The following is a 26,470-nucleotide window of genomic DNA, read 5'->3' as shown; positions in this document are numbered from 1 at the left end:
GCCGGGGGCCGGGGCCGGGGCCGACCGGCGGGACTACCGCGAGTCGTCCTCGCCCGTCCCCGGCTCCGCCATCTTCCGGTGGAAGAGGCCCTTCACCTTGTCCGGCACGACCTTCTGCACGGTCCCCTGCGCCTTGGTCTGGGCGGAGCCGGTGACCAGCTTCCTCCGGCCCTTGGTGACCGCCTCGAAGGCCTGGCGGGCCACCTCGGCGGGGTCGTCCTTCTCCATGGTGCCGACCTTGGTGTCCTCCATCCCGGCGCGCCGGAAGAAGTCGGTGTCGGTGGGGCCCGGCATGAAGGAGGTGACGGTCACGCCGGTGTCCTTCAGCTCCTCCTGCAACGCCTGGGCGAAGGACTGCACGAAGGACTTCGACGCGTTGTAGACGGACTGGAAGGAACCGGGCGACAGGGAGGCGATCGACGAGGTGAACAGCAGGCGGCCCTCCCCGCGCTCCAGCATCCGCCGGAGCAGCGGTTTGGCGAGCAGGACGGTGGAGGTGACGTTCAGGTCGATGACCTCGCGGTCGTCGCCGGGGTCGGTGTCCACGAAGGCGCCGCCGCGGCCGACGCCGGCGTTCAGCGCGGCGACGTCCACGGCGAAGGGCGCCGCGGCGGACACCACCAGGGCGACTCCCCGCGGGTCACGGAGGTCGGCGCGGACGGTGCGCACGTCGGCGCCGGTCTCCCGCAGCCGGGCCGCGGCGTCCTCGATGGCGTCGTCCTCGGCGTTGATCAGCAGGTCGTAGCCGTGCTCGGCGAACTGACGGGCGAGTTCGAGACCGATGCCGCGTGAGGCCCCGGTGACCAGGGCGACGGGCCGGCGGCTGCCGGGGTCGCCCGGCGCGGGTGTGGTGCTGGGCGTGTTCATGATGGCGGAGTAACCGGCCTGGGCGCGGTCAATCGCCCTCGCCGCCCGTGTCGTCCGTCTGCCCGGGCCGTACGGCCAGCAGGGCGATGTCGTCGGTGGCGTCGGCGCCCAGACGGATCAGCAGTTCGTCGCAGAGGGCGCCCAGCGGCTCGTGGGCGAGGGCGAGGGCCTGGTCGTGGAGCCGCCGCAGGGAGTCGTCCAGGTCCTCGCCCCGTCGCTCGACCAGGCCGTCGGTGAAGAGCAGGAGCGTCGCCCCCTGGGGCACCCGCACCGAGGCCCCTTCACGGGGCAGGTCGTGTCCGGTGCCGAGCATCAGCCCGGTGCCGCCTTCGAGCAGGCGCGCGCCCCGTTCCGGATGCACCAGGAGCGGCGGCAGGTGGCCCGCGGAGGAGAAGTGGAACTCCCAGTCCCCGGGCCGCAGTTCCCGCATCCTGCCGTACACGCAGGTGGCGGTCGTGGCGGACCGCAGGCTGCGGTCGGCCATGTCGAGCCGGCGCAGCACCTCCTCGGCGGGCTCCTGCCGGTCGAGGGCGATGCCCCGCAGCATGCTGCGCAGCTGGCTCATGGTGATCGCCGCTTCCAGGTCGTGACCGGCGATGTCACCGATGATCAGTGCGAGGTCGCCGTCGGGGAGCCGGAAGCAGTCGTACCAGTCGCCGCCGATCCTGGTGGTGACGGACGACGTCGCGTAGCTCGCGTCGAGTTCCAGCCCGGGCATCCGCGGCAGGGCGGGCAGCAGGTCGCGCTGGAGCGGTTCGGCGACGTAGCGGGTCCCGTCGTACAGACGCTGGTTCTCGACGGCGAGGGCCACGGCGCGTGCCAGGTCGTCGACGAAGGCGAGATCGCTCTCGACGAACGGGTCCGAGGGGTCCTCGCGGGCCAGGGTGAGGGCCCCGAAGATCTGCCGGCGGGCACGCAGCGGGGCGACGACGGCGCTGGCGCAGGCGAACTGTTCGAAGAGCGACCGGTAGCCGGCGTCCAGACCGCACTCCCCGGGGCGCGGCGGGATCCGCCCGCCGAGCAGCAGGGGCCCGGCGCCCCGCAGGGTGCGGGCGAGGGGGCCGCGCGCGCTTTCCGAGATGGGCGGGAGGCGGCCTTCGATGCCGCCTTCCGCGGCCCTGGTGCCGTCGCGGTGCATGACGCCGACGCGCTCCACGGTCTCGCCGTCGAGGAGGTCGATGACGCACCAGTCGGCCAGACGCCTGACCAGGTGGGCGGAGACGGCGTGCAGTCCCTGCCCGAGTTCCGACGCGTCCGCGAGTGCGCGGCCGACGTCGGCGAGCAGACTGAGCCGGTCCATGGCGGCCATCGCGGCCGCCGCCGCGGCCGGGCGGCGGCCGAACTCGGTGAGGTCCGGCGCACCGTCCGGGGCGTCCCGCCGGGGCGGGGCCGACGGGGCCGGCGGCTCGGGCACGCCCGCCGGCCGGACGGCCGGCCTGCGGTGGGAGGGGCGGGGGTCCGGCCCGAAGGCGGTGGAGCGGGGCACCATCTGGCCGATGAACACGGTGTGGCCGTCCGCCATCTCCTGCGCCTGGATCAGCAGCCGCACCGGCACGAGGTGACCGTCCCGGTGCAGTGCCGGCAGCGGCACCGGCCGCCCGAGGATGCGGGGTCGTCCGGTCAGCAGCAGCGAGTGGAAGGCGGCCAGGTGGCGTTGTTGCAGGTGGTCGGGGATCAGGGTGGTCAGGTACCGGCCGACGAGGGCGTCGCGGTCCCAGCCGAGGAGGTCGGCGGCGGGCGCGTTGACGGCGACGATCAGGTTGTCGTCGTCGACGACCACGGTGGGCAGGCGGCTGGTGTGCACCTCCTCCTCGTCCCAGGGCACCAGGTCCAGCGGGCTGGCCGAGGGGTCGCGGGGCACCACCGTCCAGGCGGTCGGCAGTGCTCCGTCCAGCTGAGCGACGATCTGCCCGAAGAACCAGTCCTGCAGGGCCTGGCTCTGCGGCAGGCCGGGCCGGGTCAGCAGGAGTTCGTCGCGGCTGGCCTCCTCGGCGCTCTCCAGGACACGGCGCAGCAGCCGGACGGCGGGGCCGCTGCCCACGGGCAGGGAGAGGGTGACGGTGCGGATCCCGGTGACGCCTCGCCGGCCGCCGAGGGCGGCCTGGGCCGCCGCGCTCAGCACGTTGCAGGTGTCGCGTGCGGCGAGCAGTTCCTCCGGGTCGACGCCCAGCCGGTCGCCGATGGTTCCGGCGAGGGCCAGTTCGCGCAGGACGGCGTGCCGGTGGTGCTCGGAGGTGACGTGCAGCGCGCCGGGCAGGTCGATGAGCACCACGGGGACGGTGTCGGGGCCGGCGAGCGGGCGGGCCGGGGGCCACCGGGAGGGCGCGCCGGGCCTCCCCTCCCGCAGCAGCAGTTCGCACCACACCCGTTTCTCCTCGCCGCCCCGGTCGGCTCCGAACCGGTCGGCGAGTTCGGTGACCACGCCCAGCCCCCGCCCGGTGCCCGCGTTGGGGGGACACGTGCGGGGCACCGGCATGAGGTCGGGTCTGCGGTCGGCGACCTCCACGCGGATCCGCTCCTCGTCGGCCCGGACCGTCACCTCCACCTCGGTGCGGGCGTGCAGAAAGCTGTTGGTCGCCAGTTCGCTGACCAGCAGGCACGCGGTGTCCAGGGGCCCCGGCGGGGCGCCCGCCGCCTCGAGGACGGACCGCACGAAGCCGCGGGCGGCGGCCACGCTGTCCGCCCGCCGCCCGTCGAACCGCCGGGAGCGCGGCGCTCCGGGCGACGGCGAGCTGTCCATGGGGCCAGTCTGCACCGCCGCCCGGCCCGGGGCCCGGGGCCGCCGCCGCCGTACGGGGGGACGACCGCCGGGGCCCGGGGCGCTCCCGGTCGGCGGGCCGCCGGGACCGGGGGCGCCGGCGGTCAGCGCAGGGCGTCGGCGAGGACGCGGGCCGTCTCCTCGAGCAGGAGGTCCTGGCGGGTGGCGTCCCGTTCCGGCTTGGTGGTCAGGACGGCCATCACCAGGGGCGTGCCGTCCTCGGTCCACACCACCGCGACGTCGTTGAGCGAGGCGTAGGTGGCGGAGGCGCCCGTCTTGTCGGCGACGGTCCACTCCGGCGGCAGGCCCTTCCGCAGGCGCTTGTCCCCCGTCCTGTTGCCCAGCAGCCAGGTGGTGAGCTGTTCCTGGTCGCCGCGCCCGAGGGCGTCGCCCAGGACGAGGCGGGCGTAGGTCGCCGCGATCGCGCCGGGGGTGGTGGTGTCGGTCCGCCGCCACGGCTCGCCGGAGTTGAGCTCGGGCTCCCAGCGGTCCAGGCGGGTCACCGGGTCGCCCAGGGAGCGGGCGAAGCGGGTGATGCCGTGCGGGCCGCCGATCTGCCGGAGCAGCAGGTTGCCGGCGGTGTTGTCGCTCCACTGGACGGCCGCGGCGCACAGCTCGCGGATGGTCATCCCGGTGGCGAGGTTGGCCCTGCAGACGTCCGAGTTCTCGACGAGCTGGGCCTCGGTGTAGTGGATCCGGCGGTCCAGGAAGGCGCCGTCGGTGTCCCGGTCGCGCAGCACCGCGGCGGCGGCCAGCGCCTTGAAGACCGACAGCATGGGGAACCGCTCGTCGGACCGGTGCCGCACCGCGACGCCGGTCCTCATGTTCCGCGCGTAGACCCCGACGCGGGCGCCGTGCCGCTGTTCGAGTTCGTCGAGTCGGGCCACGGCGTCGCCGGGCGCCTGGGCGGCCGCCGCCGGGCGGGCGGCGGCCAGGGCCACGGCGGTGGCCGCGCCCGCCGCCAGCAGGGTGCGCCGGGTGGTGGAGTGCCGGAAAAGGGAGTGCTGTGATGCGGGGATCGTTCTCTCCGTTCCTCGGGGATCGTGATCGTTCATCACCTCTCTCCACGCGGGCCGCAGCGGAAACGGTTCCACGCCGTCAGTTCCGGCGGGCGGCCCAGACGGTGCGGACCGAACGGGGGACGACGTCCTGGCGGCCTCCCAGAAAGGCCGGATCACCGGGGGACAGCAGTCGCTCCAGGGCCTCAAGGTCGTCGGGGGCGAGTTGGTCCTCCAGCGCGCCGCGGACCCGCTCGAGCACCAGTCGGGCGTAGCCGGCGGCCTCCGCGCCGGGCGCGCCCTCCGCGGTGACGGTCCACCGCTCGACGGGTCCGAACCCGGCCCGCTCCATGGCGCCGCTCCAGTCGGGGTAGGCGTTCCAGCCCGCCTTCGCAGCGACCTCCCGGCAGCGGTCCTCCAGGCCGGGACGGCCCACGCCCGCGTCGAAGGGCAGGAACCGCGGCATCCCGTCGGACTCGACGACGATCAGCAGACCACCCGGGACGACCGCCTCGCCCAGGCGCGCGAGCAGGGCGTCGGGACCGGCGACGTGGTGCAGGGACGAGGAGGCCCACACGACGTCGAGCGGACCGAGGTCGGGCAGCGCGGCGTCGAGGTCGGCGCGCACCGCCCGCACCCGCTCGGCGAGCCCCGCCTCGCGGGCCCCGGCGAGGACGCGCTCCAGCATCCGCGGGGACAGGTCGACGGCGGTGACCCGCGCCGCGGGGAACCGGCGGGCCAGCGCCAGGGTGCCCACGCCCGGGCCGCTGCCCAGGTCGACGACGTGACGGGGGTCTGCGGGGCCGTGGGCGGTGACGGCCCGCTCCAGCGCCTCCTCCAGCGCGGGTGTGAAGGTGCGGGCCTCCAGCTCCAGCAGTTCGGCGTGGGCGGCGTCGTCCCCGTGGTCGTGGTGTCCGTCGTGCCCGTGCTCGCCGTGCCGCGGGGCGTGCCCGGGGTGAGCATGGTGGTGGCCGTGGCCCGGGTCGGGTGCGTGGTGGTGCGTCATACGACCACCGTAGGCGCATCCTGCGCGAGAGGCATACACTCTTGCTCATGACGCAAGAAGTCGACCTGGACAGTCTGATCAGGCAGCGGATCCGCAGTCTGCGGCACGCGCGCGGCTGGTCCCTCGACGCCCTTGCCGCCCGCGCCCACCTCAGCCCTTCGAGCCTGAGCCGGATCGAGACCGGTCACCGCCGGATCTCCCTCGACCAGCTGGTCCCGATCGCCCGTGCCCTGGACACCACGCTCGACCAGCTGGTCGAGTCGCCGTCCGACGAGGACGTGGTGATCCGGCCGCAGCCCACGCACACGCCGGGGATGACCGTCTGGCTGCTGTCGCGGGAGGCTTCGGTGCACGGGGTGACGGTGGCGAAGATGCGGATCGCCCCCGAGCTCCCCCTCCTGCCGGACAGCCTGAAGGTCCACCCGGGCCACGAGTGGTTCACGGTGCTCTCCGGCACGGCCCGCCTGCACCTGGGCGACCGGACGATCCTGGTGCAGGCGGGGGACGCCGCGGAGTTCTCCACCATGACCCCGCACGCCTTCCGGGCGCACGAGGCCCCGGTGGAGATCCTGACCGTCCTCGACCACAACGCCGAGCGGGTGCATCTGCACGGCGGCGAGGGCGCCGTGTCCTAGCGGCTCGGGCGACGCCCGCGCCCGCCGAGGGCGCCGCGTCCTGACGGCTCAGGCGCCCGCGCCCGCCGCTCCGTCGCCCCGCTGCGCGAAGAAACCGGACAGGGCGTCGGCGAGTTCGCGGGGCGCCTCCTCGGCCATGTGGTGGCCGGAGTCGATCCCGTGGCCGCGGACGTCGTCGGCCCAGTCGCGCCAGATCTCCAGCGGGTCGCCGTACAGCTCCTCGAGGTCGTCGCGGAGCGACCACAGGACCAGCGCCGGGCACCGCACCCGCCGCCCCGCCGCGCGGTCGGCCTCCTCGTGGGCGCGGTCCACGGTGAGGCCCGCGCGGTAGTCCTCGAGCATGGCGCGCACCACCTCCGGCCGGCGCACGGCGGCCAGCCGTTCGGCGTGGTTCTCCTCGCCCATCGCCTCGGGGTCGCCGCGGTACCAGCTGTCGGGATCGGCGGTGATCACCCGTTCGGGGATCTCCGGCTGGGCGAAGAAGAACCAGTGCCACCACCGGGTGGCGAACTCCGCCCCGGCGCGGTCGAGATGCTCGGAGATCGGCACGCAGTCCAGCAGACCGACGCGGGTCACCGCCGCCGGGTGGTCGAGGGCCAGCCGCAGGGCGACGTACGAGCCCCGGTCGTGCCCGGCGACCTGGAACCGCTCGTGTCCCAACTCCCGCATCACGGCGACGAGGTCGGTCGCCATGGCGCGCTTGGAATGGGCGCTGTGGTCGGCTGTGGGGGCGGGCCCGCGGGAGCGTCCGTAGCCCCGCAGGTCGGGGCAGACGACGGTGAAGCCGCGGTCGGCGAGAAGCGGCGCCACCCGGTGCCAGGTCGCGGAGGTCCGCGGATGCCCGTGCAGGAGGAGGACGGGCGGGCCCTGTCCCCCGTGGCGCACGAAGATCGAGGCCTCGCCGGTGTCGATCCGGGTCTCGCTGAAGTCGGGGAACATCGTCGCCATCCTTCCGCCGGCGGGCCGCCTCCGGCCGCACCCGTGTACCCCGGCGTGCCGCGCGGCCACCGGGCCGCCGGGTGGGTGCGGACGGCTAGCGTGAAGTCATGACGACACAGCAGCAGTTGAGCCTGGTGACGCTGGGCGTGGCCGATCTGGCCGTGAGCCGCCGCTTCTACAGCGAGGGACTGGGCTGGTCCCCGCTGCTCGACCTCGACGAGGTGGTCTTCTACCAGATGGGCGCGGGCCTCGCCCTGGCCCTGTTCCCGCTGGCCGACCTGGCGGCCGACGTGGGCAGTCCGGCGACGGCCGGGACGCCGTTCACGCTGGCGCGGAACGTGGAGTCGCCGGCCGAGGTGGACGAGGCGATGGCGCGGGCCGGGGCGGCGGGCGCGGAGGTGCTCAAGCCGGCGCAGCGGGCCGCCTTCGGCGGCTACCACGGCTACTTCGCCGACCCGGACGGTCACCGCTGGGAGATCTGCCACAACCCGGGCTGGTCGGTGGCGGAGGACGGCACGGTGTCGCTCACGGCGGTGGATCCGGACGCGGGCTCGCGGTAGTCCGGCCCGGGAAAGGCCGCCACGGTCCGGACGCGCCGCCGCTCAAGGGCCGGAAACCGCTTGGCCCGCCGCGGGCGATCTTGGACGATGGACGCCGGCGGTCGGCACCGGCCGCGGGACACCGAGCCAGGGGGAAGCGCATGAGCCGTCCGTCGGAGACCGCCGGCACCGGATCGAGGGCGGGGGACGCCGGTCGTCCCGCCGGTCCGAGAAGCCCGGCGGGACGCGAGGAGGTGCGCGCCGGGCGGGCCGTGGTCCGTCCGGGCGTGACGCTTGTTTACGACGACCTGGGCCCCGCGGACGGCGTCCCGGTGCTCCTGGTGCACGGTCATCCCTTCGACCGGAGCATGTGGCGCCCGCAGGCCGCGGCGCTGGTCGCGGCCGGGCACCGGGTGATCCTGCCCGACCTGCGCGGCTACGGCGCGAGCACCGTGGCCCCGGGGGTGACCGAGTGGCGGGACCACGCCGACGACCTGGCCGCGCTGCTCCGGCTCGTCGGAGTGCCGCGGGCCGTGGTGGCGGGGCTCTCGATGGGCGGTCAGATCGCCATGGAGCTCCACCGCCTCCACCCGGAGCGCACCGCCGCGCTGGTGCTCGCCGACACCTCGCCCGTCGCGGAGACCGAGGAAGGGCGAGCCTGGCGCAACGCGCTGGCCGACCGGCTGCTCGCCGAGGGCATGGACGGCTACGCCGCCGAGGTGCTGGACCGCATGATCACGCCGGGCCACGTGACCTCGATGCCCGAGGTCGCCGCGCACGTGAACGGGATGATGCGCGCCACCGTGCCCGCGGGCGCCGCGGCGGCGCTGCGGGCGCGGGCCGAGCGGCCCGACTACCGGGACTCCCTGCGCGAGGCCCGGGTGCCGGTGCTGCTGCTGGTCGGCGAGGAGGACACCTACACCCCCGTGGCGGAGGCGGAGGCGATGCGCAAGCTGGTGGACGACTCCCACCTCGTCGTCCTCCCCGACGCGGGCCATCTCCCCAACCTGGAGCAGCCCGAGCGGTTCGACGCCGCGCTGCTGGACTTCCTGCGGGCCCGGCGGGAGGAGTTGGCGCCGCCGCACCCGCTGCTGGGACTGCTGCTCGACGCCGCGGAGGGCCGCTTCCCCGAGGCGGACGGCGCCGTCACGGTGCTGCCGCGGCCGCCGCACGGTCCGGAGTGCTCGGTGGCCTTCACCGGCCACGCGGTGGTGGCGACCTCGCTGCCCGCCGAGCGGGTGGACTCCCTGCGCCCCGACGGCTTCGGCGGGTCGCTGGCGCCGGACTTCCTGCGCGCGCTGGCGGGGCCTTCCGGCCGGGTCGGCACCGTCGACGCCGTCCTGGTCGCCCGCGGGTCCGGCGGGCCGGCCCGGCTCGGCCCGTTGAACGGGCTGGACGAGCATCCCCGGGTGCGGCACGCCCGCGGACTGCGGCGCGGCGTACGGGTGTTCGGCGACGAGCGGGGTCTGGTCACCCTGGCGGAGGGGCCGGCGGGGCGCACCGAGCTGAGCGTCGAGCTCTCCCCGGCCGCGGAGCACTCGCGCGGGTACGGCAGGTCCCTGCTGGCCGACGCGCTCACCCTGGTGCCGGTGAACGCGCCGGTGTTCGCCGCGGTCGCGCCCGGCAACGCCCGTTCGCTGCGCGCCTTCCTGGCCGCCGGGTTCACCGCGATCGGCGCGGAGTCGCTGATCGAGCCCGCCCGTCCGGACAGCTGAGGCCGGTCCCGCCGCCGGGGCGTGCGCCGCGCCGCAAGGGAGGAACGCGGGCGGCGCACGCCGGTCGGTGGTCGGAGCGGGGCATCCCGCCGGTCGGCCCAGGCCGAAGGAGCGGGCCGCGTAGCAGGGCCGCAGAGGGAGTCGTGTCCCTGTCCCACCGCCCGTCAGGAGCCTGAGCATCGTGGTGGAGCGGGCGTACGCGCCCGCTCCGAGCGAGGAGTGTCCATGGCGGCAGGGTGGGCGTCGCGGGCGGGACGCGGCATCGGCGAGACGGCCGGGGCCCCCGGCTCGACCGGAAAGCGCCGGCCGGAAGGGACGTCAGGGGACCTCAGCGCTCCGGCGGGACGGGGCGCAGGGCCAGCAGGGCGATGTCGTCCGCCCCGTCCGCGCCGAGCCGGATCAGCAGCTCGTCCAGGAACACGTCCAGCGGTTCGCGCGCCAGGTCGGCCGTGTGCCGGCGCAGCCGCGCGAGGGACTGCTCCAGTCCCTCGCCCCGGCGTTCGACGAGCCCGTCGGTGTAGAGCAGCACGGTGGCCCGGGGAGGCAGCGCCACGGCCGTTGCCGGACGCGGCATGTCGAAGCCGGTGCCCAGCATCAGGCCGGTGCCCTCCTCCAGGTAGCGGGTCTCGCCGTCCTCGGTGGTGATCAGCGGGGGCAGATGACCTGCCGCCGAGTGGACGAACTCCCACGGCCCTTGTTCGGGCCCGCGGACCAGCCCGTACACGCAGGTCGCGGTCGCCTCCCGGTAGAGGGTGTGGTTGGCGATGTCCAGGCGTCGCACCACCTCGCCGGGCGGCTCCTCCCGGTCGACGGCGATGCCCCGGAGCATCGAGCGCAGCTGGCTCATGGCGACGGCCGCCGCCAGGTCGTGCCCGGCGACGTCGCCGATGGTCACCGCCAGGTCGCCGCGGGGCAGCACGAAGCAGTCGTACCAGTCGCCGCCGACCTCCGCGGTGACGGAGGACGGAACGTAGCGGGCGGCGACATCCAGGTGGGGCAGCTCGGGCAGGACCGGCAGCAGCGAGCGCTGCAGCTGCTCGGCGATGCCGCGGGTCTCCTCGTAGAGGCGGGTGTTGTCCAGGCCGACGGCGATGCCGTGCGCCAGGTCGTCGACGAAGGCGAGGTCGGCCTCGGTGAAGGGCCGGTGGGGGGTGGTGCGGGCGAGGGTGATCGCGCCCAGCACGTCACGGCGGGCCCGGAGCGCGGCCACCACCGCGCTGTCCGCCCCCAGCGTCTCGAACAGGGCCCGGTGGCGGGCGTCCAGCGGGCTGCCGACCTGGCCCGGCGGCTCGTCGGCACCACTCCCCGGGAGCAGCAGGGGACCCGCGCCGCGCAGTACCCGGGCCAGTGGCCCGCGCGCGCTCCCGGAGAGCGGCGGGAGGGCGCCCTCGAAACCCGCCGCCGGTCGTCCGTGGCGGTCGCGGCGCACCACGCCGACCCGCTCCCCCGTTCCGTCCAGGCCGAACAGGTCGATCACGCACCAGTCGGCGAACCGTCCGGTGAGGATCCGGCACACCTCGCGCAGCCCGCCGTCGGGGTCGGAGGAGTCGGTGACGGCCCGCCCGGTGTCCACGATCATCGCCAGGCGCGCCATCGCCTCGCTGCCCACGGGGGCGGCGGCACGAGGGTCATCAGGCCGGCCGTCCTCCGGCCGGCCCTCGGGGGTGACGACGGGGCGTGCCTCGGGGTGCGGCTGCTGGGCCTCCGTCTCCTCCCCGGTCCGCTCACGCACCCCCGAGGCGGCCTCTCCGGCCCTCGGGATCAGGTGGGCCACGAACAGGGTGCGGCCGTCGGCGGTGTGCTGTGTCTGGATGACGAGGCGGATCGGCACCTGCCGTCCGTCCCGGTGCAGCGCGGGCAGCGGGACGGACCGGCCCAGGATCCGGGCCCGTCCGGTGAACAGCAGGGAGGTGAACGCCTCCTTGTGCCGCTGCCGCAGGTGCTCGGGGATGATCGTGAGCAGTCTGCGCCCCACCAGTGCGTCCGGCTCCCAGCCCAGCATCCCGGCGGCCGCCGCGTTCACCGCGACGATCCGGTTCTCCTCGTCGGCGGCGACGGTCGGGGTCCTGCTGTCGCGCACCTGGACCGGGTCGAAGGGCACCGTCTCCAGCGGACCCGGCGTGGGGTCGCGCGGGACGACCGTCCAGGCGGTCGGGTGACCGCCGGCCAACTGCCCGGCGATCTGGCCGAAGAGCCAGCTCCGCAGGGCGCGGACCGCCGGAACGGCGGGGCGGGCCAGCATCCGTCCGTCGCGGGCCGCCTCCTCGGCCTGGTCGAGCACCTGGCGCAGGACCAGCACCGAGGGCGAGGCGTCGGCCGGCACCGACAGGGTGAGGGTGCTGGTGCCGACCTCGGAGGGCGGCTGCCGTTCGAGCGCCGCGGTCACCCAGACGCTGATCATGTGGTTGGCGTCGTGGGCGACGGCCAGGTCCTCGGGGCGGACGCCGAGGGTGTCGCCGCCGAAGGCGGCGAGCGCCAGTTCCCGCAGCAGTTCGTGCCGGTTGCGGTGGGACGCCGTGTAGAGGGAGCCCGGAAGGTCGATCAGGGTGACGGTCCTGCGCGGCCCCGGGTCCTGGGCTGCGGTCCCCCAGCTGGAGGGGACCGGCGGCGTACTGGCGGGGCCGACCTCGAACCACACCGTCTTGCGGCCACCGCCGGACTCCACGCCGTAGCGGGTGGCCAGCCGCTGGACCAGGGAGAGTCCCTGCCCGGTGGCCGCGAAGGGGTGGAACTCCTGCTGCGGCATCAGGCCGAGGCCCGACCGCTCGTCGCTCACCCTGATCTCGGTCCGGTCCTCCCGCGGCCGGATCGTCACCTCGACCACGCTCCTGGCGTGCAGCACCGCGTTGCTCACCAGCTCGTCCACCAGCAGCTCGGCGACCTCGCACGTCTCCCCGGCGTCCTGGCCGAGGACCTTCCGCACGAACCTCCGGGCCTCCCCCACACTCGCGGGGCGCGGGGCGAACCGGCGGGAAAGGGGATGACTGGGAGCAATGTCGGACATGCCCCTCAGTGTCCGTCACGCGGGACGACCGGCCCGGCAGACACCGCCGACCGCGGACGGACCTCCCGTCCGTCCTGAAAGTCAGGCAATCAGGCGGTCAGGCCGTCAGGCCGTGACCATGCGGAGGAAGGCGTCGAGGTTGTCCCGCATGCGGGCGACCTTGCCCTCCAGTCCCAGGCTCTCCTCGAAGCCGCGTCCGGCCGCGCTCTCCTTCATGCCGCGCAGGTAGAGCGAACAGGCCAGGTCGGCGCAGAGGTACTGGCCGACGGTGTTGCCCTGCCGCCCGGCCTCACCGGTGCGGCGGGCGGACATCAGCACGACGTCCCCGCGGACGTGGGTGGTCAGGCAGAGCGAGCACAGGGACCGGGCGGTGAAGCCGCGCGCGGCGCCCGCGGAGACCGCCCGCAGGGACAGGCCGAGCAGCCCGCCGTCCTCCCGCTCGGCGACCAGGTAGGCGCGGTCGGGGGCGCCCGGATCCCGCCAGCCGAGGAAGTCCAGGTCCTCCCAGGGCCGCTCCGCCAGGTCCCGGGGCAGCCCGAGGCGCTTGGCCTCGCCCTTGGAGCAGTTCACGAAGCTGTCGCGGATGTCGGTCTCGGATATCTCTCGCACGCCACCGAGGCTAGGCCGCCTAATACCTTTAGGCAAAATGATTATTTCTCTAGGTGAGGGCGGTCACCTTCCGGCTTACCGCCGGCCACGCTCACGGCCGCTCGGCGGGGCGCCCTCCGGTGACCCCGTAGTACTGCAGGTCCTGGACCTCGGGAGAGGTGGTGACGGCGAACCGGGTGACGGCCTCGGTGGTGGTTCTCCCGCCGCGGGTGACCTCCGCGGCGGTGCGCCCGGGCCGCAGCGGCAGCAGCTCCGCCCGCACCCCCGCCTCCATGGTGAACCGCTCGTGCAGGTCGCCGACCGTGACGTCCACCGCCCCGGGGCGGGCCAGGAAGGTGAGCACCTCCACGGTGTCCCGGGCGGGGGCCGATCCGGGGCGCGACCGCATGAGTTCCGGCTGGTCGGCGGCCCGGGCGTCGTGCGGCTGGACGCGGTGCGTGAGGTAGACCGTGTCGCGGACGACGCGCGGCCAGGAGCCGGTCTTGAACCGGGCGAGGTAGTAGGAGCTCAGGTCGAGGTAGGTGTGCCCGTTGTGCAGCGAGGGCGCGAACTGGGTGCTCTCCGAGTAGTCGTTCCAGGTGGTCAGCTGCACCCAGTCGGCGCCGTCCTCGATGGCGTGGTCCCAGCTCCCGCGCAGCGTCTCGGTGTTGCCCGCCTCGTCGTACACGCCCTGGTTGGGCCGGGCGTCCTGCACCGCCACGGGCTGCATCCAGAGCTTGCCGTGCCTGCGGGCCAGCTCCGCGTGCTCCGAGTAGTGGCCGAGGGCGGTGTGGCTGCGGCTGCCCCAGGTGGAGAAGCCGTGAGCAAGGGGGGCGAACTCGTCGGCGTGCGAGGTCAGGTCGAGGAAGACGGGGACGAAGGCGGTGCGGACACCGTGCCGGGTGCGCAGGGTGTCCAGCACCTCGCGCCACCAGCCGGCCGGCTTCTCCTCCGCCTTGAACGGGGACACCACGAGCCGGCCGTCGTCGAGCCGGTGCGCGTTGGGCGCGGCGCCCAGCTCGGCGAGGGCGCGGGCGAGGGTGGCCGGATCGGCGTCGAGGGACTTCATGTCGGGCATCAGCATGATGCGGAAGCCCGGGTCCTCCTCGCGGGCGGCCCGCATCAGCAGCTGGACGCGCTCCCAGTTGGGCCCTTCCAGGGAGAGCAGGTCGACGCTGAAGCCGTCGATCCCGGCGGCCACGGCGGTGCGGACCTCCTGGCGGTAATGCGCCGACCGCCAGTCGCCCGAGGCCGGTTCGACCGGGAGCGGCCGGTCGCGGAGCAGGCCGCCGTACGCGGCGTGCTTGCCGCTCTCGCCGTCGGCGGTGAGGTAGTTGCGGGCGTAGTAGTCCTCGTCCGCGGGCCGGTTGTCCAGGGAGAGCGGGTAGGGCGTGAAGTAGTGCGCGAACACCAGCCGGTCGCTCGAGCGCAGCCGCTCGGTGGACGGCAGGTCGAAGGGCAGTGGCTCACGCGCCGCGGCGGCGGAGGACGTGTCGCGGTCGCCCGCGGCGCCGAAGCCGAGCCCGGTGCCCGCGCCGACGAGCAGCAGGATGCCGACCAGGGCGGCGAGTCCGGCCCGGCGGCGGCTCCGGCCCGGTAAGGCGTGGCGCCGTGCTGTGGTGTTCTCCATGGGTGCCCTCCCCCGGCCGCGCGGCGGGTCGGGCCGCGCGCCGCCCAGTCAAGCCGACCGGACCCGTGCCCGCAATGCCTCGAAGGGGTCACTCCGCCTTTGTTCGAAACCCGCCCAGGTGTTCCCGCAACGCCTGGGCGGGCAGCGGGTGCAGCACGTCGCCGCGGACGCCGAGGGTGGTCCTCGCGGCCAGCAGCGCGTTGAGCACCGCCTCCTCCACGGCGTCGAGCACCGCCCGGAACAGGGGGTCCAGTGCGGTGTCCGGCACCGGCCCGTGCGGTGTCCGCGTCCCGAAGGCGAGGCCGTAGTCCCCGCTGCCGTGGCTGAACGACGCGCCGACCCGCCCCAGGGCGTACACCGACCGGCGCGCCACGCGGGCCAGCTGCCGGGCGTCCAGCGGCGCGTCGGTGGCGGTCACCACCATGCACGAGCCCGTGTCCGGCTCCGGGGGCCGGGCTGGCACCCCGACGTCGGCGGGCGTCACCTCACGTCCCAGCACCCGCAGCGTGCCGCCGAAGTTGGCCTGCACCAGGACCCCCACCACGGCGTCCTGCCCACCCACGGGCACCACCCGGGAGGACGTCCCGACACCCGCCTTGAAACCCAGCGCCGTGGTCCCGGTGCCCGCGCCGACGCATCCCTCGGCCACCGGTCCTCCGGCCGCCCCGTCCAGTGCGGCCCGGACGTGCTCCTCGCGCACCGGGCGGGAGCGGATGTCCGAGAGCAGCCCGTCGTTGCACTCCCCCACCACGGGGTTGAGGCTGCGCACCTCTTCGCGTCCGGGCTGCTCCAGCACCCACCCGACCAGCGCGTCGGCGACCCGGAACGCGGAGAGCGTCGAGGTGAGCAGCACCGGGGTCTCGATCGCGCCCAGTTCGGCGATCTGCGTCGCGCCGATCAGCTTGCCGTAGCCGTTGCCCGCGAACAGCCCGGCGGGCAGCGGGCTCTCCGGTCCGACGCCGTCGGGCACGACCGCCGTGACGCCGCTGTGCACGCGGGGCGGCTCCCACAGCGTGGTGTGCCCCACCCGCACCCCGGCCACGTCGGTGATCGCGTTGAGCGGGCCTGCCGGGAACGTCCCGCAGGACAGGCCGAGTTCGCGGGCGCGGGCGGGGGCCGGGGCGGACGGGGAGGTGCGGGAGGGCGGGACGGGGCGGGGGGACGGGGCGTCGCTCATGCCCGGCACGCTATCCCGCCGGTGTCACGTCCTCCGCGGCGCCGGGGCCGGCGGGCAGTTCGGTGAAGGAGTACGGCGGCCAGGGGCCCAGGAAGCGCACCCGCACCGCGGGGTGGCTGTCCTGGACGTCGGCCAGCACCGTGCCGACGGTCTCGATCTCGGTCGAGGGCACCAGCAGGGCCGCCGACATCACCTCCGCCTCGCGGGGGTCGCGGACGCTGCGGGTGCGGTCCCGGATGTCCTCGACCACCGCGGCGAGGCGGCGGCGGACGTCGGCGTGGATGCTGTCCGCCAGCCGCTCGGACGCCTCCTTGCGCAGACCCTCCAGCTTCTTGGCGAGCAGCCGGCGCATGCCGGGCGAGCGGCCGGCCATCTCGGCCTCCAGCGCGCGGGCCCGCTCGTCGTCCCCGGTGGCCGCCTCGCGGTTCACCGTGAGCTCGACGCGTAGTTCGGCGCGGCCGTCCAGTTCGCGCAGACGGCCGGAGAGTTCCTCCGCCCGCTCGCCGAGCCAGGCGCACAGCCGCTCCTCGGCACCGGCCTCCGGGCCCGGCGCGACCAGCACGTTGAAGGTCATCGGCAGGACGGCGCCGGTCCTCTCCCAGACGGCGACCACCGCGCGGTCCTGCTCGACCACCCAGCGGCGCACGGTCTCGTCACCGCCCTCGAAGGGCTCGGCGGGGCCGTCGTGCACCAGGGCGGCGAGGCCCGTGCCGGGGGCGCGCAGGACGCGCAGCGTGCGGTCGTCGAGACCGGTCACGCCGTCGGCCGGGTCGCCGGGGACGTCGGGCAGGAGTGCGTAGACGTAGAGGGCGGAGTCGTTCATCGGCCCGCCTCCTCCGCCCAGCGCGCCGGGTTGACCAGCTTGTCCACCACGTCGTCCACCACCTCGTCGAGGCCGCGGTGGAGATCGGCCACGGAAGTGGTGATGCCGTGGTCCTCCTTGATCTCCTCCAGCGCCTCGTCCAGTTCGAGCAGGGCGTCGCCGAGGCGTTCGAGCTCCTCCTCGGTGAGGTCCCCGCCCTCCATCCGGCGCAGCGCCTGGCGTTCCAGCGCCTCCTGGATCACCTCGACCAGGGTGAGCACCAGGGCGAGGACGCCGTGCTTGAGACTCTTCTCGTCGACCGTGAGAGCCATGGGTTGTCGTCTCCTTGTCCTGCGGTGCTCGCCGTCACGCCACGGGGGCCGGGGTGTCCGGCAGATCCGGGGCGAGCGGCATGTCGGGGGCGGCCGTCGCGGTCAGGGCGTCGGCCCACCGCCCGGGCTGGTCGGCGGCGAGGGTGACCCTCCCGTGCGACACGGTCTCCAGCACGATCACCTGTCCGTCGCCGCCGGGGCTGCGGCCGGGCTCGATGCGGGCGCCGAGTATCTCGCCGGGCGGCACGACCAGGGCCGGGCGGGCGTCCAGCGGCGACTTCCACATCAGGCCGGTGGGTCCCAGCCTGCCCTTGCCGCCGCGCCACAGCGGACCGCTGCGGCGCGGTTCCTGGTACCAGAGGTGTCCCTCGAACTCGTCCGCGGGAGCGCCCCGGGGCGCGGCGGGCAGTGCGGTGAGGCCGGGGTTGAGGCCGGTCAGCGCCTCGTGCAGGCCGTGCGGGTCGGCGGCCGACAGCAGGGCGGTGCGGCCGTCGAGGGTGGCCACCCGCAGCCGGGTGCGCTGCTCACCGCCGACGGTCGTCTCCGTCTCGAGCTGGACGGTGCGCAGGTCGCGGACCCCGGCCTCGAAGAGGACCTCCCGGGGGTCGCGGCGCAGCACCACCAGCCGCTGGTCGGTGAGGTGGACGCCGCCGGGGCGCCATCCGGTGTACACGCCCTCCTCGAGGAGGTGGCCGCCGGGCATCCGGGTCACCAGCTCCTCCCCCGCGCGCAGGTCGAGGTCGCGCCGTCCGGCGGAACGTTCCGCCCAGGCGCGGGTGGACTCGTCCCACTGCCGGAGCATGCCGTACTCCAGCATGGTCTCCATGCCGGCGATGGCGGCGCGCAGACTGACACCGATGAGAGGGATGTCCGCGACCGCGACGATGAGGTCGAGGTGGAGTACGGCGCCCTTGTTCAGCAGCACCTCGACCAGGTCGTCGAGGGTGACCCTGGGGTCGCGGGTGGGCTTCATCGCGGGCCGCGGCTGGGTCACTCTGTCTCCTCCTCCTTGGTCTCCGTGGTCTCCCGCGCTTCGGCGGTCTTGCGGGGTGCCTCCTTGCGAGCCGTGGCCTTCCGTGGAGCCGAGGTCCGCCTGCGGGCCGTGCCGGTCTTCCAGGTGGCGGCCTTGCGCGCGGGGTTCCTCCGGGCGCGTTCCTCGCTCACCCCGGCCGGTCGCTGCTGCTCCAGCTCCCCAGGCTCCCCGTCACCCTCACCCGTGTCGGTGGCCGCGCGGGACAGCGCCTGTGCGCTGCGCCAGCCGCACCAGGGGCACCACTCGTCCAGCAGCTGCTTGGTGGGCACCTTCTTGTCGCACTGGGGGCAGGCTTCCTTCTCCTCCTTGGCCTCACGCCAGGCCGCCGTGTCGGTGTCCGTCCCCGCGGGGAACTCCAGGCCGTAGCGGGAGGCGGTCTCGAACGACGCCAGAGCGGCACGGAGCCGGATGCCGAGGAGTTCGACGCCGGCGACCGAGACCATGATGTCGGCGTTGAGGACGAGGCCCTTGTCGAGCAGGGTCTCGACGACGTGGGCGAGGCTGCCCTCGCCGTCCCGCCGGGGTTCCAGGGCCCGGGCGTTGGCAACGGTACGGGGTGCCGGCGACCCGAAGGAGCCAGCCCAGCCCTCCGAAGCACCCGGGGAGCCGGTCGCCCGAGGGGCGGGAAGTCTGGTCTGATCCTCGTTCATTCCCTACGCGTTACCGGTCCGCCCCAGCACACACCTGGTGCGTGCGCCCGCGCCCCGGCGGACGTCGTCGGTCACGGGCGCGGCGGGACGGGCCACCTGTCGCACGTCCGGTCATGTTGCGAGCCGACGGGGTACCCGGCGCGGATGAGCGACGCACAGCAGGGCGCCCGGAGCGCCACGACCGACCGGTGGCCCTACCTGGCCGCGAGCACCGCCGTGGGACTGAGCGCCTGGGTGGGGGCGCGGGCCGCGGGCCCCTCCGACGACTGGTACGCCGGGCTGGACAAACCGTCGTGGCAGCCGCCGGCGGCGGCCTTCCCGGCGGTGTGGACCCCGCTGTACGGCACGATCGCGTGGAGCGCCGGGCGCGCGCTGAACCGCGCACGGGGTCGCGAACGACGGGCACTGGCCGCCAGTTTCGGCGCCAACCTGGCGCTGAACGCGGCCTGGACCTGGTTGTTCTTCGGCCGGCGCAGCCCGGCCGACGGCGTGTGGGGGGCGCTGCTGCTGGACGCGAGCAACCTCCAGCTGATCCGCCGGGTGGCGCGCAGCGACCGCGGGGCCGCCGCGGCGCTGCTCCCGTACGCGGGCTGGTGCCTCTTCGCCACGGCCCTCAGCTCCTCCATCGCCCGCCGCAACCGCTGACCGGGGCAAAGCCCCCGACCGCTGCCGGAACGGGTACGGCCCGGGAGCCGCCGCGGGCCGCGGCCCGCGGCAAGGGCGCGGGCGGCCCGTGACAAGGACGCGGCGGCCCCGTGGCAAGGACGCGGCGGCCCTCGTCACCGCCCGCCGTGCCGTGCGGCGACGAGGGCCGCGGCCATCAGCTCGCCGTCCAGCACGGACGCGTCGGCCATCCGCGTGGCCGTCCCGTGCGCCTCGAGCAGCGCCTTGGTCATCCGCAGCCCGCCGCGCGGCCGTCGCAGCACCGGCCGCACCCACGCCTCGGCCGCCGCGTCGAGTTCCGAGTCCGGCTCGACCCGCTGGAGGACGGACCAGCGCAGGGCCTCCTGCGCCCCCACCGGCCGCCCGGTCAGCACCATGTCGCGCACCCGGGCCGTCCCCACCTCGTCGAGCAGCCGCGGCAGCAGCCCGCCCCAGGCGACCGGCAGTCCCAGCGCCGCCTCCGGCAGCCGGAAGGTGGCGCTCTCCGCCCCGATCCGCAGGTCGCAGGCGAGGGCGAGGGCGAATCCCGCGCCGACCGCCCGTCCCCGCACCTTGGCGACCGTCACCGCCGGGTTGCGGGACAGGGCCTGGCACACCCGGCGCGCCTTGTCCCCCGAGATTCGAATCCCCGCCCCGTCGGGATCCTGGCGCAGCTGCTCCTCGAACTCCGCGCGGTCGCCGCCGAGACAGAAGTCCTCGCCCGCTCCGGAGAGCACGAGCACCCGTACCGAGGGCTCCTGCCGGTGGAGCACCTCCAGCAGGTCGTCCAGCATCGCCTCGCAGACGGCGTTGCCGCGCTCCGGCAGGTGGAGTTCGACGTGCAGCACGTCCGTGTCGCGCCGCACGCGCAGGGTCTTGTACCGGTCGACGGCCGTCATGTGGTCACTCCCAGGGAGGTGATGCGGCGGAAGACCAGCCGGGGCGCGTACACGGGCCCGTCGGCGGCCGACCGCAAGTTGGGGAAACGTTTCAGCAGCCCGGTGAGCAGCACTCCCGCCTCCAGCCGGGCCAGCCCCGCGCCGAGGCAGTAGTGCACGCCGCCGCCGAACGCGAGATGGGCGCCGCGGCGCCGGACGTCGAAGGCTTGCGGGTCCGGGTTGCGCCGCGGATCGTGGTGGGCGGCGCCGAACAGGACGTGCACCAGGCCGTCCTTGGCGACGGGCACTCCCCCGAGGACGGTGTCCTCGGCGGCGATCCGGCTGTTCAGCCAGATCGGCGGGTCGTACCGCAGTGCCTCCTCGACGGCGTCGTCGACGTGCTCGGGGTGTTCCCGCAGCCATCGCCACCGCGCGGGGTCGGCGAGCAGCAGCGACACCACGGTGGACAGGAGCGTCGCGGTGGTCTCCAGGGAGGCGATGGTGACGAACATCGTCAGGTGGTAGAGCACCTGGTCGGCCGCGGCACGGTCGCCCGCGTGCGTCTCGTCCCAGAACCGGATCCAGTCGGAGAGCACGTCCTCGCCGGGGTGGGCGCGCCGGTGCTCGAGCAGGGCGGTGAAGTACGCCCGCATCTCCAGGGTGGCGGCCTCGGAGACGGCGAGCTCGCTGCGGGTGGGCAACAGCTCCTGGGCGAAGACCTGACGGTGGGTGAAGTCGAGAACCCGGTCGTGGTCCCGCTCCGGGAGGCCGAGCCATCCGCCGACGGTCCGGATCGGCAGGCGGTCCGCGACGACCGTGGCGAAATCGGCCCTGCCGTGCGCCCGCGACTCCCGCTCCAGATCGTCGAGCAGGGTCTCGACGTGCTCCTCGACGACGGGCCGCACGGCCTCCAGGGCGCCGCGGGCGAAGGGGTTGCCCAGGGCGCGGCGCCGGAGCGTGTGCTCGGGCGCGTTGAGCCGGGAGAGGGTGTGGCTCATCTCCCGGGTGGCGGGCGCGTGCCAGCGTGCGGGGTCCGGCTGCCGTTCCTGCCACGCGATGTCCGGGGCGAGCCAGCCGCGGCCGCGCAGCACCTCGTCGGCCACGTCGAACCCGGTGACGAAGTGTCCGCCCCAGGGCGCGGGGACCACGTCCCCGAGTTCCTGGAAGGCACGGTAGACGGGGAGCGGGTCGCGCAGGCCCTCGGGCGAGCGCAGGCGGCGGACCAGGGCGATCACCTCGCGCCGCCCGACCGCCCGGCGCGGCCCGGCGACCGGCCGCGCGCCGTCCTGGCGGGGGACCCCCGGTGCGGGCGGGGGCGACGGCTCGCCCGGACGCGGCCCGGACGCTTCCGGGTGGGCCGGGCAGCCCGCGGGGCTCCCGGCGACGGGACGACCGGCGACTGTGCTCAACCTTCTCTCCTCACTCGCTGCTGCTGCTCACGGGCGGAGCCGGCGATCTCGGAGCCGGCGGTCTCAGAGACGGAAGACGTCGAGGAAGGTGCCCCAGAAGCCCTTCCTGCGGGCCGGGGCGGCGGGCTGCCCGGCCGGTTCGCCGACGGCCTGGGGCGTCTGCTCGGGCACGGCGGCCGGCAGCGGGTGCCGTCCGGTGGCGGCGGCCACCCGTCCGGCCGGGGAGGGGGCGAAGCGCACCGGGAGCGCCGCGAGGGCGCGGTGGAAGGGCCCCTGCCGCCAGGCGAGCTGATCGGCGGGCACTTCCAGGGCGAGGTCGTCGAGTTCGTTGAAGAGCTTCTCGACCGCGGTGAGGGCGATCACCTGGGCCGGCGAGGAGGCCGGGCACTTGTGCGGGCCCGCGCCCCAGGAGAGGTGGGCGCCCTGGCTGCGGGAGCGGCGGGCGTGGTGCAGCGAGGGGTCCGCGTTCGCCCCGGCGAAGCTGATCACGACCGGGCTGTCCGCCGCGAGACGGACGCCCGCCAGGTCGACGTCCTGCTTGGGGAAGTGGGTGGCGTAGTTGGCGATGGGCGGGTTGTCCCACAGGACGTGTTCCATCGCCTCCTCGATGAGCAGGCCGGAGCCCTGCGGGGAGAGCATCAGCAGCACGGTGTTGCCGATCAGGTTGCGCTCGGGTTCGACCCCGGCGCCCATCAGCATGACCAACTGGTCCTTGAGCTCGGTGTCGGTGAGCCCGGCCGGGTGCCGCACCAGGCGGCTGGTGAGGTCGTCGCCCGGCTCGCGACGCTTGAGGGCCACCAGTTCCATCAGGCACGCCGTCAGCTCCTGGTCGGCGCGGAGGGCGTCCCGGCCCTCGAAGATGGCCGCCATCGAGGTGGTCAGCCTGTCGCCGATGTCCGCGGAGCAGCCGAACATCTTGTTGAAGACCAGCAGCGGCAGCACCTTGGCGTACTCGTCGATCAGGTCGGCGCGGCCGCGCTCGCTGAAGCGGTCGATCAGGAAGTCGCCCATCTGCCGCACGTCGCGCGCCAGTTGCCGGACGTCGATCGCGTCGAGGCTGTCGGTGACCGCCTTGCGCAGCCGCAGGTGCTCCGCCCCGTCGGTGAACAGGCAGTTGGGTCGGAACATCATCATCGGCAGCACGGGGCTGTCCAGGGCGATCCGGCCCTCGCGCAGGGCCCCCCAGCGGCGGGAGTCGCGGGCGAAGAGGGCGTCGTTCTGCAGCACCCGCAGCGCGGCCTCGTGGCCGACGACCAGGGTGGCCTCCACCCCGGGGGCGAGTTCCACCGGCCCGGCCGGGCCCTCGGCGCGCAACCGGTCGTAGACGTCGTGCGGGGCGGCCGCGAAGTCCGCGCCGTGCATGGGGCAGCGGGCGGTGGTGCCGCCGTCGGCGGCGGGCGTGAAGTCCATGGTGCGTTCCTTCGGCGGCCCGGCGTCCTCGCGGACCGGGTCTGGACGGGACGGGGAAGAAGGGGTGCTCCCGCTCAGCCCGTGCGGCTGAGCAGGTGCCGGACGAGTTCCATCAGTGCCTCGGCGGAGGAGGCGACGTCCCGGGCGTCGCAGTGGACGACGGGCGTGTCGGGGAGCAGGTCGAGCGCCTCCCTGATCTCGCTCGCCTCGTGACGCACCGACGGGTCGAAGCTGTTGACCGCAACCGCGTACTCCAGGCCGAAGCTCTCCACCAGGTCGATGACCGGGAAGGTGGCCTCCAGGCGCGCCGGGTCGACCAGCAGGAGCGCCCCGAGGGCCCCCACCGTCATGTCCTCCCACAGCTGCACGAACCGCTGCTGCCCGGGGGTGCCGAACAGGTAGAGGACCAGTTCCTCGCTGAGGGTGATGCGGCCGAAGTCCAGGGCGACGGTGGTGGTCTGCTTGGCGCCCGCCCCGCTGAGGTCGTCGACGGGGGCCGAGGCAGCGGTCATCCGCTCCTCGGTGTGCAGCGGCTCGATCTCGGAGAGGCTGCCGATGAAGGTCGTCTTGCCGACGCCGAAGTGCCCCACGACGACGATCTTGACGGCCCTCCGGACGCCGGCCGGGAGGTACGTGGCGGCCGGCCGGTCAGCCGAACAGCGCGTGGAGTCCATGCAGCACCTCTTCGAGGGTCCCTCGGTCAACGGCTTGGGCCGGCGGCGGTGCGGCACGGCGCAGCAGATGCCCTTGTTCGGCGAGATCGGTCAGCAGCAGCCGGGCGACGGCGGTCGGCAGGCCCAGGTGGGCGGCCACCTCCGCCACCGAGAGGTAGCCGCCGCCGCAGATGTCCCAGATGGCGCGGACCTCGGGACCGGCCCGCCGGGGCAGTTCCCGGTCCGGCGCCAGGGTGACCAGGGTGTGGAGCGACAGGTCCGTCGAGGCCGGCAGCCGCCGCCCACCGGTGATGACGTAGGACCGGACGAAGTCCCCGGTCACCAGGTCGTCCTCGGGGGGCCTCGTCATGCCTCGGCACCGGCGTCCTGGCGCGCCGGCGAGGTCATGGCCTTCCCCAGGGCGGCGACCTGCTTCTGCATCCGGAAGGACATGGTCTCCATGTCCACGTCGAGTGCGGCGGAGGCGGCGAGGTAGGCGCCGCTGCCTGCCGCGATGAGGAAGATCCAGCCGCCGTCGTACTCGATCAGCGTCTGCTTCCAGGTGCCGTCGCCGCCTCCGACGAAGGGCGCGACGGCGCGGCTGAGGGACTGCATGCTGCTCATGGCGGCCGCGTTCTTCTCCGCGTCGTCCCGCTCGATGCCGCCTGACCGCTCCATCAGGAGTCCGTCGGCGGAGACGAGGATCGCGTGCCGGGCCCCGCGCACCGTCAGGACGTCGTCCAGCACCCAGGAAAGCTGGTCGTTCACTGCTCTTCCGATCCTTCCGAGTTGGTCGTGTCCCGTCCGCGCGCGGTGCCCCGGGCGAAGGCCCCGAGCCGTGAGGCGGTGGTCTCGCTGCTGTCACCGGCCGGGTCGTCGTGCCGCGGCTGCTCCGGCGGCCCGGGCGGGCCGGCGTCGGTCAGGGACGTGCGCGCCGTCATCCGCTCCGCCGCCACGCGGCGCCGCTTGGGCAGGCCTCCGGCGGTGGTGCCCACCGGGCGGGTGGCCGCGGTCGGGACGACGGCGGGGGCGGGGTCGGGGTCGCGACGGCGCCGGGCGGCGACCGCCGGGGTCTTCCCACGCGCTCCGCCGGCCGAGGCGGGGGCGGCGTCGTCGGAGGTCAGGAGGTCTCCCGGCAGCAGGACGACCGCGCGCACCCCGCCGTACGGGGAGGGCGTGTCGACGGAGACACGGAAGCCGTAACGGGCGGCGAGGACTCCGGAGACGGCGAAGCCGAACTTGGGCGGGTTGCCCAGCGCGAGCAGATCCACCGGCCCCTGCGGGGAGAGCAGAGCGGCGGCACGGTCCTTCTCCTCCTGGCTCATGCCGACGCCGTAGTCGTCGACGATCAGGCAGACCCCGTTGGGCACCGCCTGGATGCCGACCACGACCGGCGTCTCGGGGGCGCTGTAGTTGGTGGCGTTGGCCAGCAGCTCGGCGAGCACCACCGCCAGGGGCTCCACGGCCTTGCTGACGACCGTCACGTTCACCTGGGCGTTGATCTCCACCCGGTCGAAGTGGCGGACGCGGCCCTGGGCGCTGCGCACCACGTCGAAGACCGAGGCCGGGTGCTCACGGCGACCCAGCCAGCCCCCGCAGAGCACCGCGATGCCCTGGGCACGGCGGTTGAACTGGCTGTTGGCGTGGTCGATCTCCATCAGGTCGGCCACCACGCCGGGATCGTCGCCGTAGTTCTTCTGGGTGCGGTCGATGATCAGCTGCTGCTCGTCGGCCAGCACCTGAAGGGTGCGCATCGCGGCCTTGAGGACGGACTTGGTCTCCTCCTCGGCCTCCTGGCGGACCTCGGCGAGCGCCTCGCGGTGACGGTGTTCGAGCGCCGTCGTCTCGCTGCGCAGCAGCGCCCGCTCGGACTTCTCCGCCCCGAGCTCCCGCCGCAGGGCGTCCTCCTGGACGCGCAGCGCCATGTTGGTCCGACGCGCCCGGGTGACCGCGACTGCGGCGACCGCGAGCACCACCAGCAGGATCCACAGGAGTGGATCCCGGAGCAAAGACGTCATCCGACTCTCTTCACGTCGCGTTCCTGACAGCGGTCCTGCGGCCGCACGACCCATTCCGTTTGACACATCGTCAACCGGCGAAGGCGCTGTCACCCTAGCAGTAGATGGAGGTACCAACTATCTCCACAAGGGCCCCCACTTCAGGGCATACGTGGACGTAGCAGCCTCGTAGCGCACATCACAACAAGATCGCGAAGGGGCGCAGTTGAACCCGCTGCCCCGTCACTCTCCTTTTGTCATGCGCCTGTTGATCCATTCCGCTTAGGGTCGCGGTCGGATCCGGGCCACAGGTACGGGATGTCGTCGGGGACGCCGGGGAACCGCTCCGCGTACTCCTGCGGGTCCTTGCGCAGCAGCGCCGAGCGGTGACTGCGATGGAAGGCCTTGTCGCCCAGCCAGGGCGGGAGTTCGGCCGCCTCGGCGAGCGCCTTCTGCACCCGGGCCCGCGGGGCGTCGGGGCGGAGCGTGGCGTACTCGGCGGTCAGGGAGTCGGCGCAGGTGTCCGGCCGACCCTGCTCCTGCCACACCCGGCAGACCTCGAGCCCGTAGCGGACCAGGGCCTCCTCGTAGCCCGCCCACATGCGCACCGCCGGGTGGTGCTGCCAGCCGTACCCCGGCACCGTGAGGGCGCGGAAGACCTGGAGGGCCTCGACCCGCTGCTTGCCGAGCCGGCGCCGGTCGAGAGCCAGCGCGGACCGCCGGAAGTCCCGGTACGGGAGGAAGGTCTGCACGCGGTGCCGACTACCCGGCAGCGCCCCGGGCAGCCCGGCCGTTCCTTCGGTTCACC

At 74.6% G+C, this 26,470-nt stretch carries 24 protein-coding genes and 1 pseudogene; 4 read left to right on the top strand and 21 right to left on the bottom strand.

The features are described 5' to 3' along the window. Nucleotides 1-33: 33 nt before the first annotated feature. The 4 genes from ACFRAV_RS13500 to ACFRAV_RS13485 form a co-directional block, all read right to left on the bottom strand. Complete coding sequence (locus ACFRAV_RS13500; protein WP_382554731.1) at nt 34-867, bottom strand: SDR family NAD(P)-dependent oxidoreductase; 834 nt, start codon at nt 865-867, stop codon at nt 34-36. Between the two features lie 28 nt (nt 868-895). Next, a complete protein-coding gene (locus ACFRAV_RS13495; protein WP_382554728.1) occupies nt 896-3,607 on the bottom strand; it encodes a SpoIIE family protein phosphatase in 2,712 nt (903 codons plus the stop codon). Nucleotides 3,608-3,729: 122 nt separating this feature from the next. After that, complete coding sequence (bla, locus tag ACFRAV_RS13490) at nt 3,730-4,680, bottom strand: class A beta-lactamase (protein ID WP_382554727.1); 951 nt, start codon at nt 4,678-4,680, stop codon at nt 3,730-3,732. 43 nt (nt 4,681-4,723) lie between these two features. Next, the gene (locus ACFRAV_RS13485; RefSeq protein WP_382554725.1) at nt 4,724-5,629 is read right to left on the bottom strand and encodes a class I SAM-dependent methyltransferase; all 906 of its coding nucleotides are present in this window, start codon (nt 5,627-5,629) and stop codon (nt 4,724-4,726) included. Nucleotides 5,630-5,676: 47 nt separating this feature from the next. On the opposite strand from ACFRAV_RS13485, the gene ACFRAV_RS13480 reads away from it, so the two are divergent. After that, a complete protein-coding gene (locus ACFRAV_RS13480) occupies nt 5,677-6,264 on the top strand; it encodes a helix-turn-helix domain-containing protein (protein WP_382554723.1) in 588 nt (195 codons plus the stop codon). A 48-nt stretch (nt 6,265-6,312) separates the two neighbouring features. On the opposite strand, the gene ACFRAV_RS13475 is transcribed toward ACFRAV_RS13480, so the two are convergent. Further along, nucleotides 6,313-7,203 (bottom strand): alpha/beta fold hydrolase, encoded by an 891-nt coding sequence (locus tag ACFRAV_RS13475; protein ID WP_382554720.1) that lies wholly within the window; start codon nt 7,201-7,203, stop codon nt 6,313-6,315. A gap of 107 nt (nt 7,204-7,310) precedes the next feature. Here ACFRAV_RS13475 and ACFRAV_RS13470 point away from each other — a divergent pair, with 107 nt between their 5' ends. Continuing rightward, nucleotides 7,311-7,763: a VOC family protein gene (locus ACFRAV_RS13470; protein WP_382554718.1), complete on the top strand. Its 453-nt coding sequence runs from the start codon at nt 7,311-7,313 to the stop codon at nt 7,761-7,763. A gap of 251 nt (nt 7,764-8,014) precedes the next feature. Then, nucleotides 8,015-8,794, top strand: a pseudogene (locus tag ACFRAV_RS13465) (alpha/beta fold hydrolase); the annotation flags it as partial. Nucleotides 8,795-9,785: 991 nt separating this feature from the next. Here ACFRAV_RS13465 and ACFRAV_RS13460 read toward each other — a convergent pair. The 8 genes from ACFRAV_RS13460 to ACFRAV_RS13425 form a co-directional block, all read right to left on the bottom strand. Beyond that, nucleotides 9,786-12,461, bottom strand: coding sequence for a SpoIIE family protein phosphatase (locus ACFRAV_RS13460; protein WP_382554715.1), 2,676 nt, complete (start codon nt 12,459-12,461; stop codon nt 9,786-9,788). A gap of 105 nt (nt 12,462-12,566) precedes the next feature. Then, a complete protein-coding gene (locus ACFRAV_RS13455) occupies nt 12,567-13,070 on the bottom strand; it encodes an FBP domain-containing protein (protein ID WP_382554712.1) in 504 nt (167 codons plus the stop codon). A 91-nt stretch (nt 13,071-13,161) separates the two neighbouring features. After that, nucleotides 13,162-14,679 carry a glycoside hydrolase family 71 protein gene (locus ACFRAV_RS13450; RefSeq protein WP_382554710.1) on the bottom strand — a complete coding sequence of 506 codons (1,518 nt, stop codon included), beginning with the start codon at nt 14,677-14,679 and terminating at the stop codon, nt 13,162-13,164. 88 nt (nt 14,680-14,767) lie between these two features. After that, nucleotides 14,768-15,856: a P1 family peptidase gene (locus ACFRAV_RS13445; RefSeq protein ID WP_382554708.1), complete on the bottom strand. Its 1,089-nt coding sequence runs from the start codon at nt 15,854-15,856 to the stop codon at nt 14,768-14,770. 10 nt (nt 15,857-15,866) lie between these two features. Further along, nucleotides 15,867-16,679: a GvpL/GvpF family gas vesicle protein gene (locus ACFRAV_RS13440; protein ID WP_382554706.1), complete on the bottom strand. Its 813-nt coding sequence runs from the start codon at nt 16,677-16,679 to the stop codon at nt 15,867-15,869. Next, the gene (locus ACFRAV_RS13435; protein ID WP_108953034.1) at nt 16,676-16,990 is read right to left on the bottom strand and encodes a gas vesicle protein K; all 315 of its coding nucleotides are present in this window, start codon (nt 16,988-16,990) and stop codon (nt 16,676-16,678) included. The genes ACFRAV_RS13440 and ACFRAV_RS13435 overlap by 4 nt, the downstream gene beginning before the upstream one ends. A 34-nt stretch (nt 16,991-17,024) precedes the next feature. Next, nucleotides 17,025-17,984 carry a gas vesicle protein gene (locus ACFRAV_RS13430; RefSeq protein WP_382554703.1) on the bottom strand — a complete coding sequence of 320 codons (960 nt, stop codon included), beginning with the start codon at nt 17,982-17,984 and terminating at the stop codon, nt 17,025-17,027. Beyond that, nucleotides 17,981-18,673 carry a gas vesicle protein gene (locus ACFRAV_RS13425; RefSeq protein WP_382554700.1) on the bottom strand — a complete coding sequence of 231 codons (693 nt, stop codon included), beginning with the start codon at nt 18,671-18,673 and terminating at the stop codon, nt 17,981-17,983. The genes ACFRAV_RS13430 and ACFRAV_RS13425 overlap by 4 nt, the downstream gene beginning before the upstream one ends. A 144-nt stretch (nt 18,674-18,817) precedes the next feature. Here ACFRAV_RS13425 and ACFRAV_RS13420 point away from each other — a divergent pair, with 144 nt between their 5' ends. After that, entirely contained in the window at nt 18,818-19,318 is a 501-nt protein-coding gene (locus ACFRAV_RS13420; RefSeq protein ID WP_382554697.1) for a TspO/MBR family protein, read from the top strand. Nucleotides 19,319-19,452: 134 nt separating this feature from the next. Here the strand turns inward: ACFRAV_RS13420 and ACFRAV_RS13415 are convergent, their stop codons facing one another. The 8 genes from ACFRAV_RS13415 to ACFRAV_RS13380 all read right to left on the bottom strand — a co-directional run bounded on the left by ACFRAV_RS13415 (nt 19,453) and on the right by ACFRAV_RS13380 (nt 26,414). Continuing rightward, a complete protein-coding gene (locus ACFRAV_RS13415; protein WP_382554694.1) occupies nt 19,453-20,214 on the bottom strand; it encodes an enoyl-CoA hydratase/isomerase family protein in 762 nt (253 codons plus the stop codon). Further along, nucleotides 20,211-21,419 carry a cytochrome P450 gene (locus tag ACFRAV_RS13410; RefSeq protein ID WP_382554813.1) on the bottom strand — a complete coding sequence of 403 codons (1,209 nt, stop codon included), beginning with the start codon at nt 21,417-21,419 and terminating at the stop codon, nt 20,211-20,213. Before ACFRAV_RS13410 ends, ACFRAV_RS13415 begins: the two co-directional genes overlap by 4 nt. Nucleotides 21,420-21,665: 246 nt before the next feature. Next, nucleotides 21,666-23,012: a cytochrome P450 gene (locus ACFRAV_RS13405; RefSeq protein ID WP_382554692.1), complete on the bottom strand. Its 1,347-nt coding sequence runs from the start codon at nt 23,010-23,012 to the stop codon at nt 21,666-21,668. 74 nt (nt 23,013-23,086) lie between these two features. Next, nucleotides 23,087-23,686 carry an ATP/GTP-binding protein gene (locus tag ACFRAV_RS13400; RefSeq protein ID WP_382554690.1) on the bottom strand — a complete coding sequence of 200 codons (600 nt, stop codon included), beginning with the start codon at nt 23,684-23,686 and terminating at the stop codon, nt 23,087-23,089. Beyond that, nucleotides 23,661-24,035, bottom strand: a complete 375-nt coding sequence (locus ACFRAV_RS13395; protein ID WP_351117517.1) for a DUF742 domain-containing protein — start codon at nt 24,033-24,035, stop codon at nt 23,661-23,663. Before ACFRAV_RS13395 ends, ACFRAV_RS13400 begins: the two co-directional genes overlap by 26 nt. Continuing rightward, complete coding sequence (locus ACFRAV_RS13390; protein WP_351117516.1) at nt 24,032-24,433, bottom strand: roadblock/LC7 domain-containing protein; 402 nt, start codon at nt 24,431-24,433, stop codon at nt 24,032-24,034. The genes ACFRAV_RS13395 and ACFRAV_RS13390 overlap by 4 nt, the downstream gene beginning before the upstream one ends. After that, nucleotides 24,430-25,683 (bottom strand): ATP-binding protein, encoded by a 1,254-nt coding sequence (locus ACFRAV_RS13385; RefSeq protein WP_382554687.1) that lies wholly within the window; start codon nt 25,681-25,683, stop codon nt 24,430-24,432. Before ACFRAV_RS13385 ends, ACFRAV_RS13390 begins: the two co-directional genes overlap by 4 nt. A gap of 236 nt (nt 25,684-25,919) precedes the next feature. Then, on the bottom strand, nt 25,920-26,414 hold the full coding sequence (locus ACFRAV_RS13380) for an MSMEG_6728 family protein (RefSeq protein WP_382554685.1): 495 nt from the start codon (nt 26,412-26,414) through the stop codon (nt 25,920-25,922). Nucleotides 26,415-26,470 lie beyond the last annotated feature (56 nt).

Origin of the sequence: Streptomyces sp. NPDC056600, from assembly GCF_042792855.1 — a bacterium.
Classification (GTDB): Bacteria; Actinomycetota; Actinomycetes; order Streptomycetales; family Streptomycetaceae; genus Streptomyces.
Note: the sequence above shows the minus strand (reverse complement) of the source record. Positions and strands in the feature narration are given on the sequence as shown.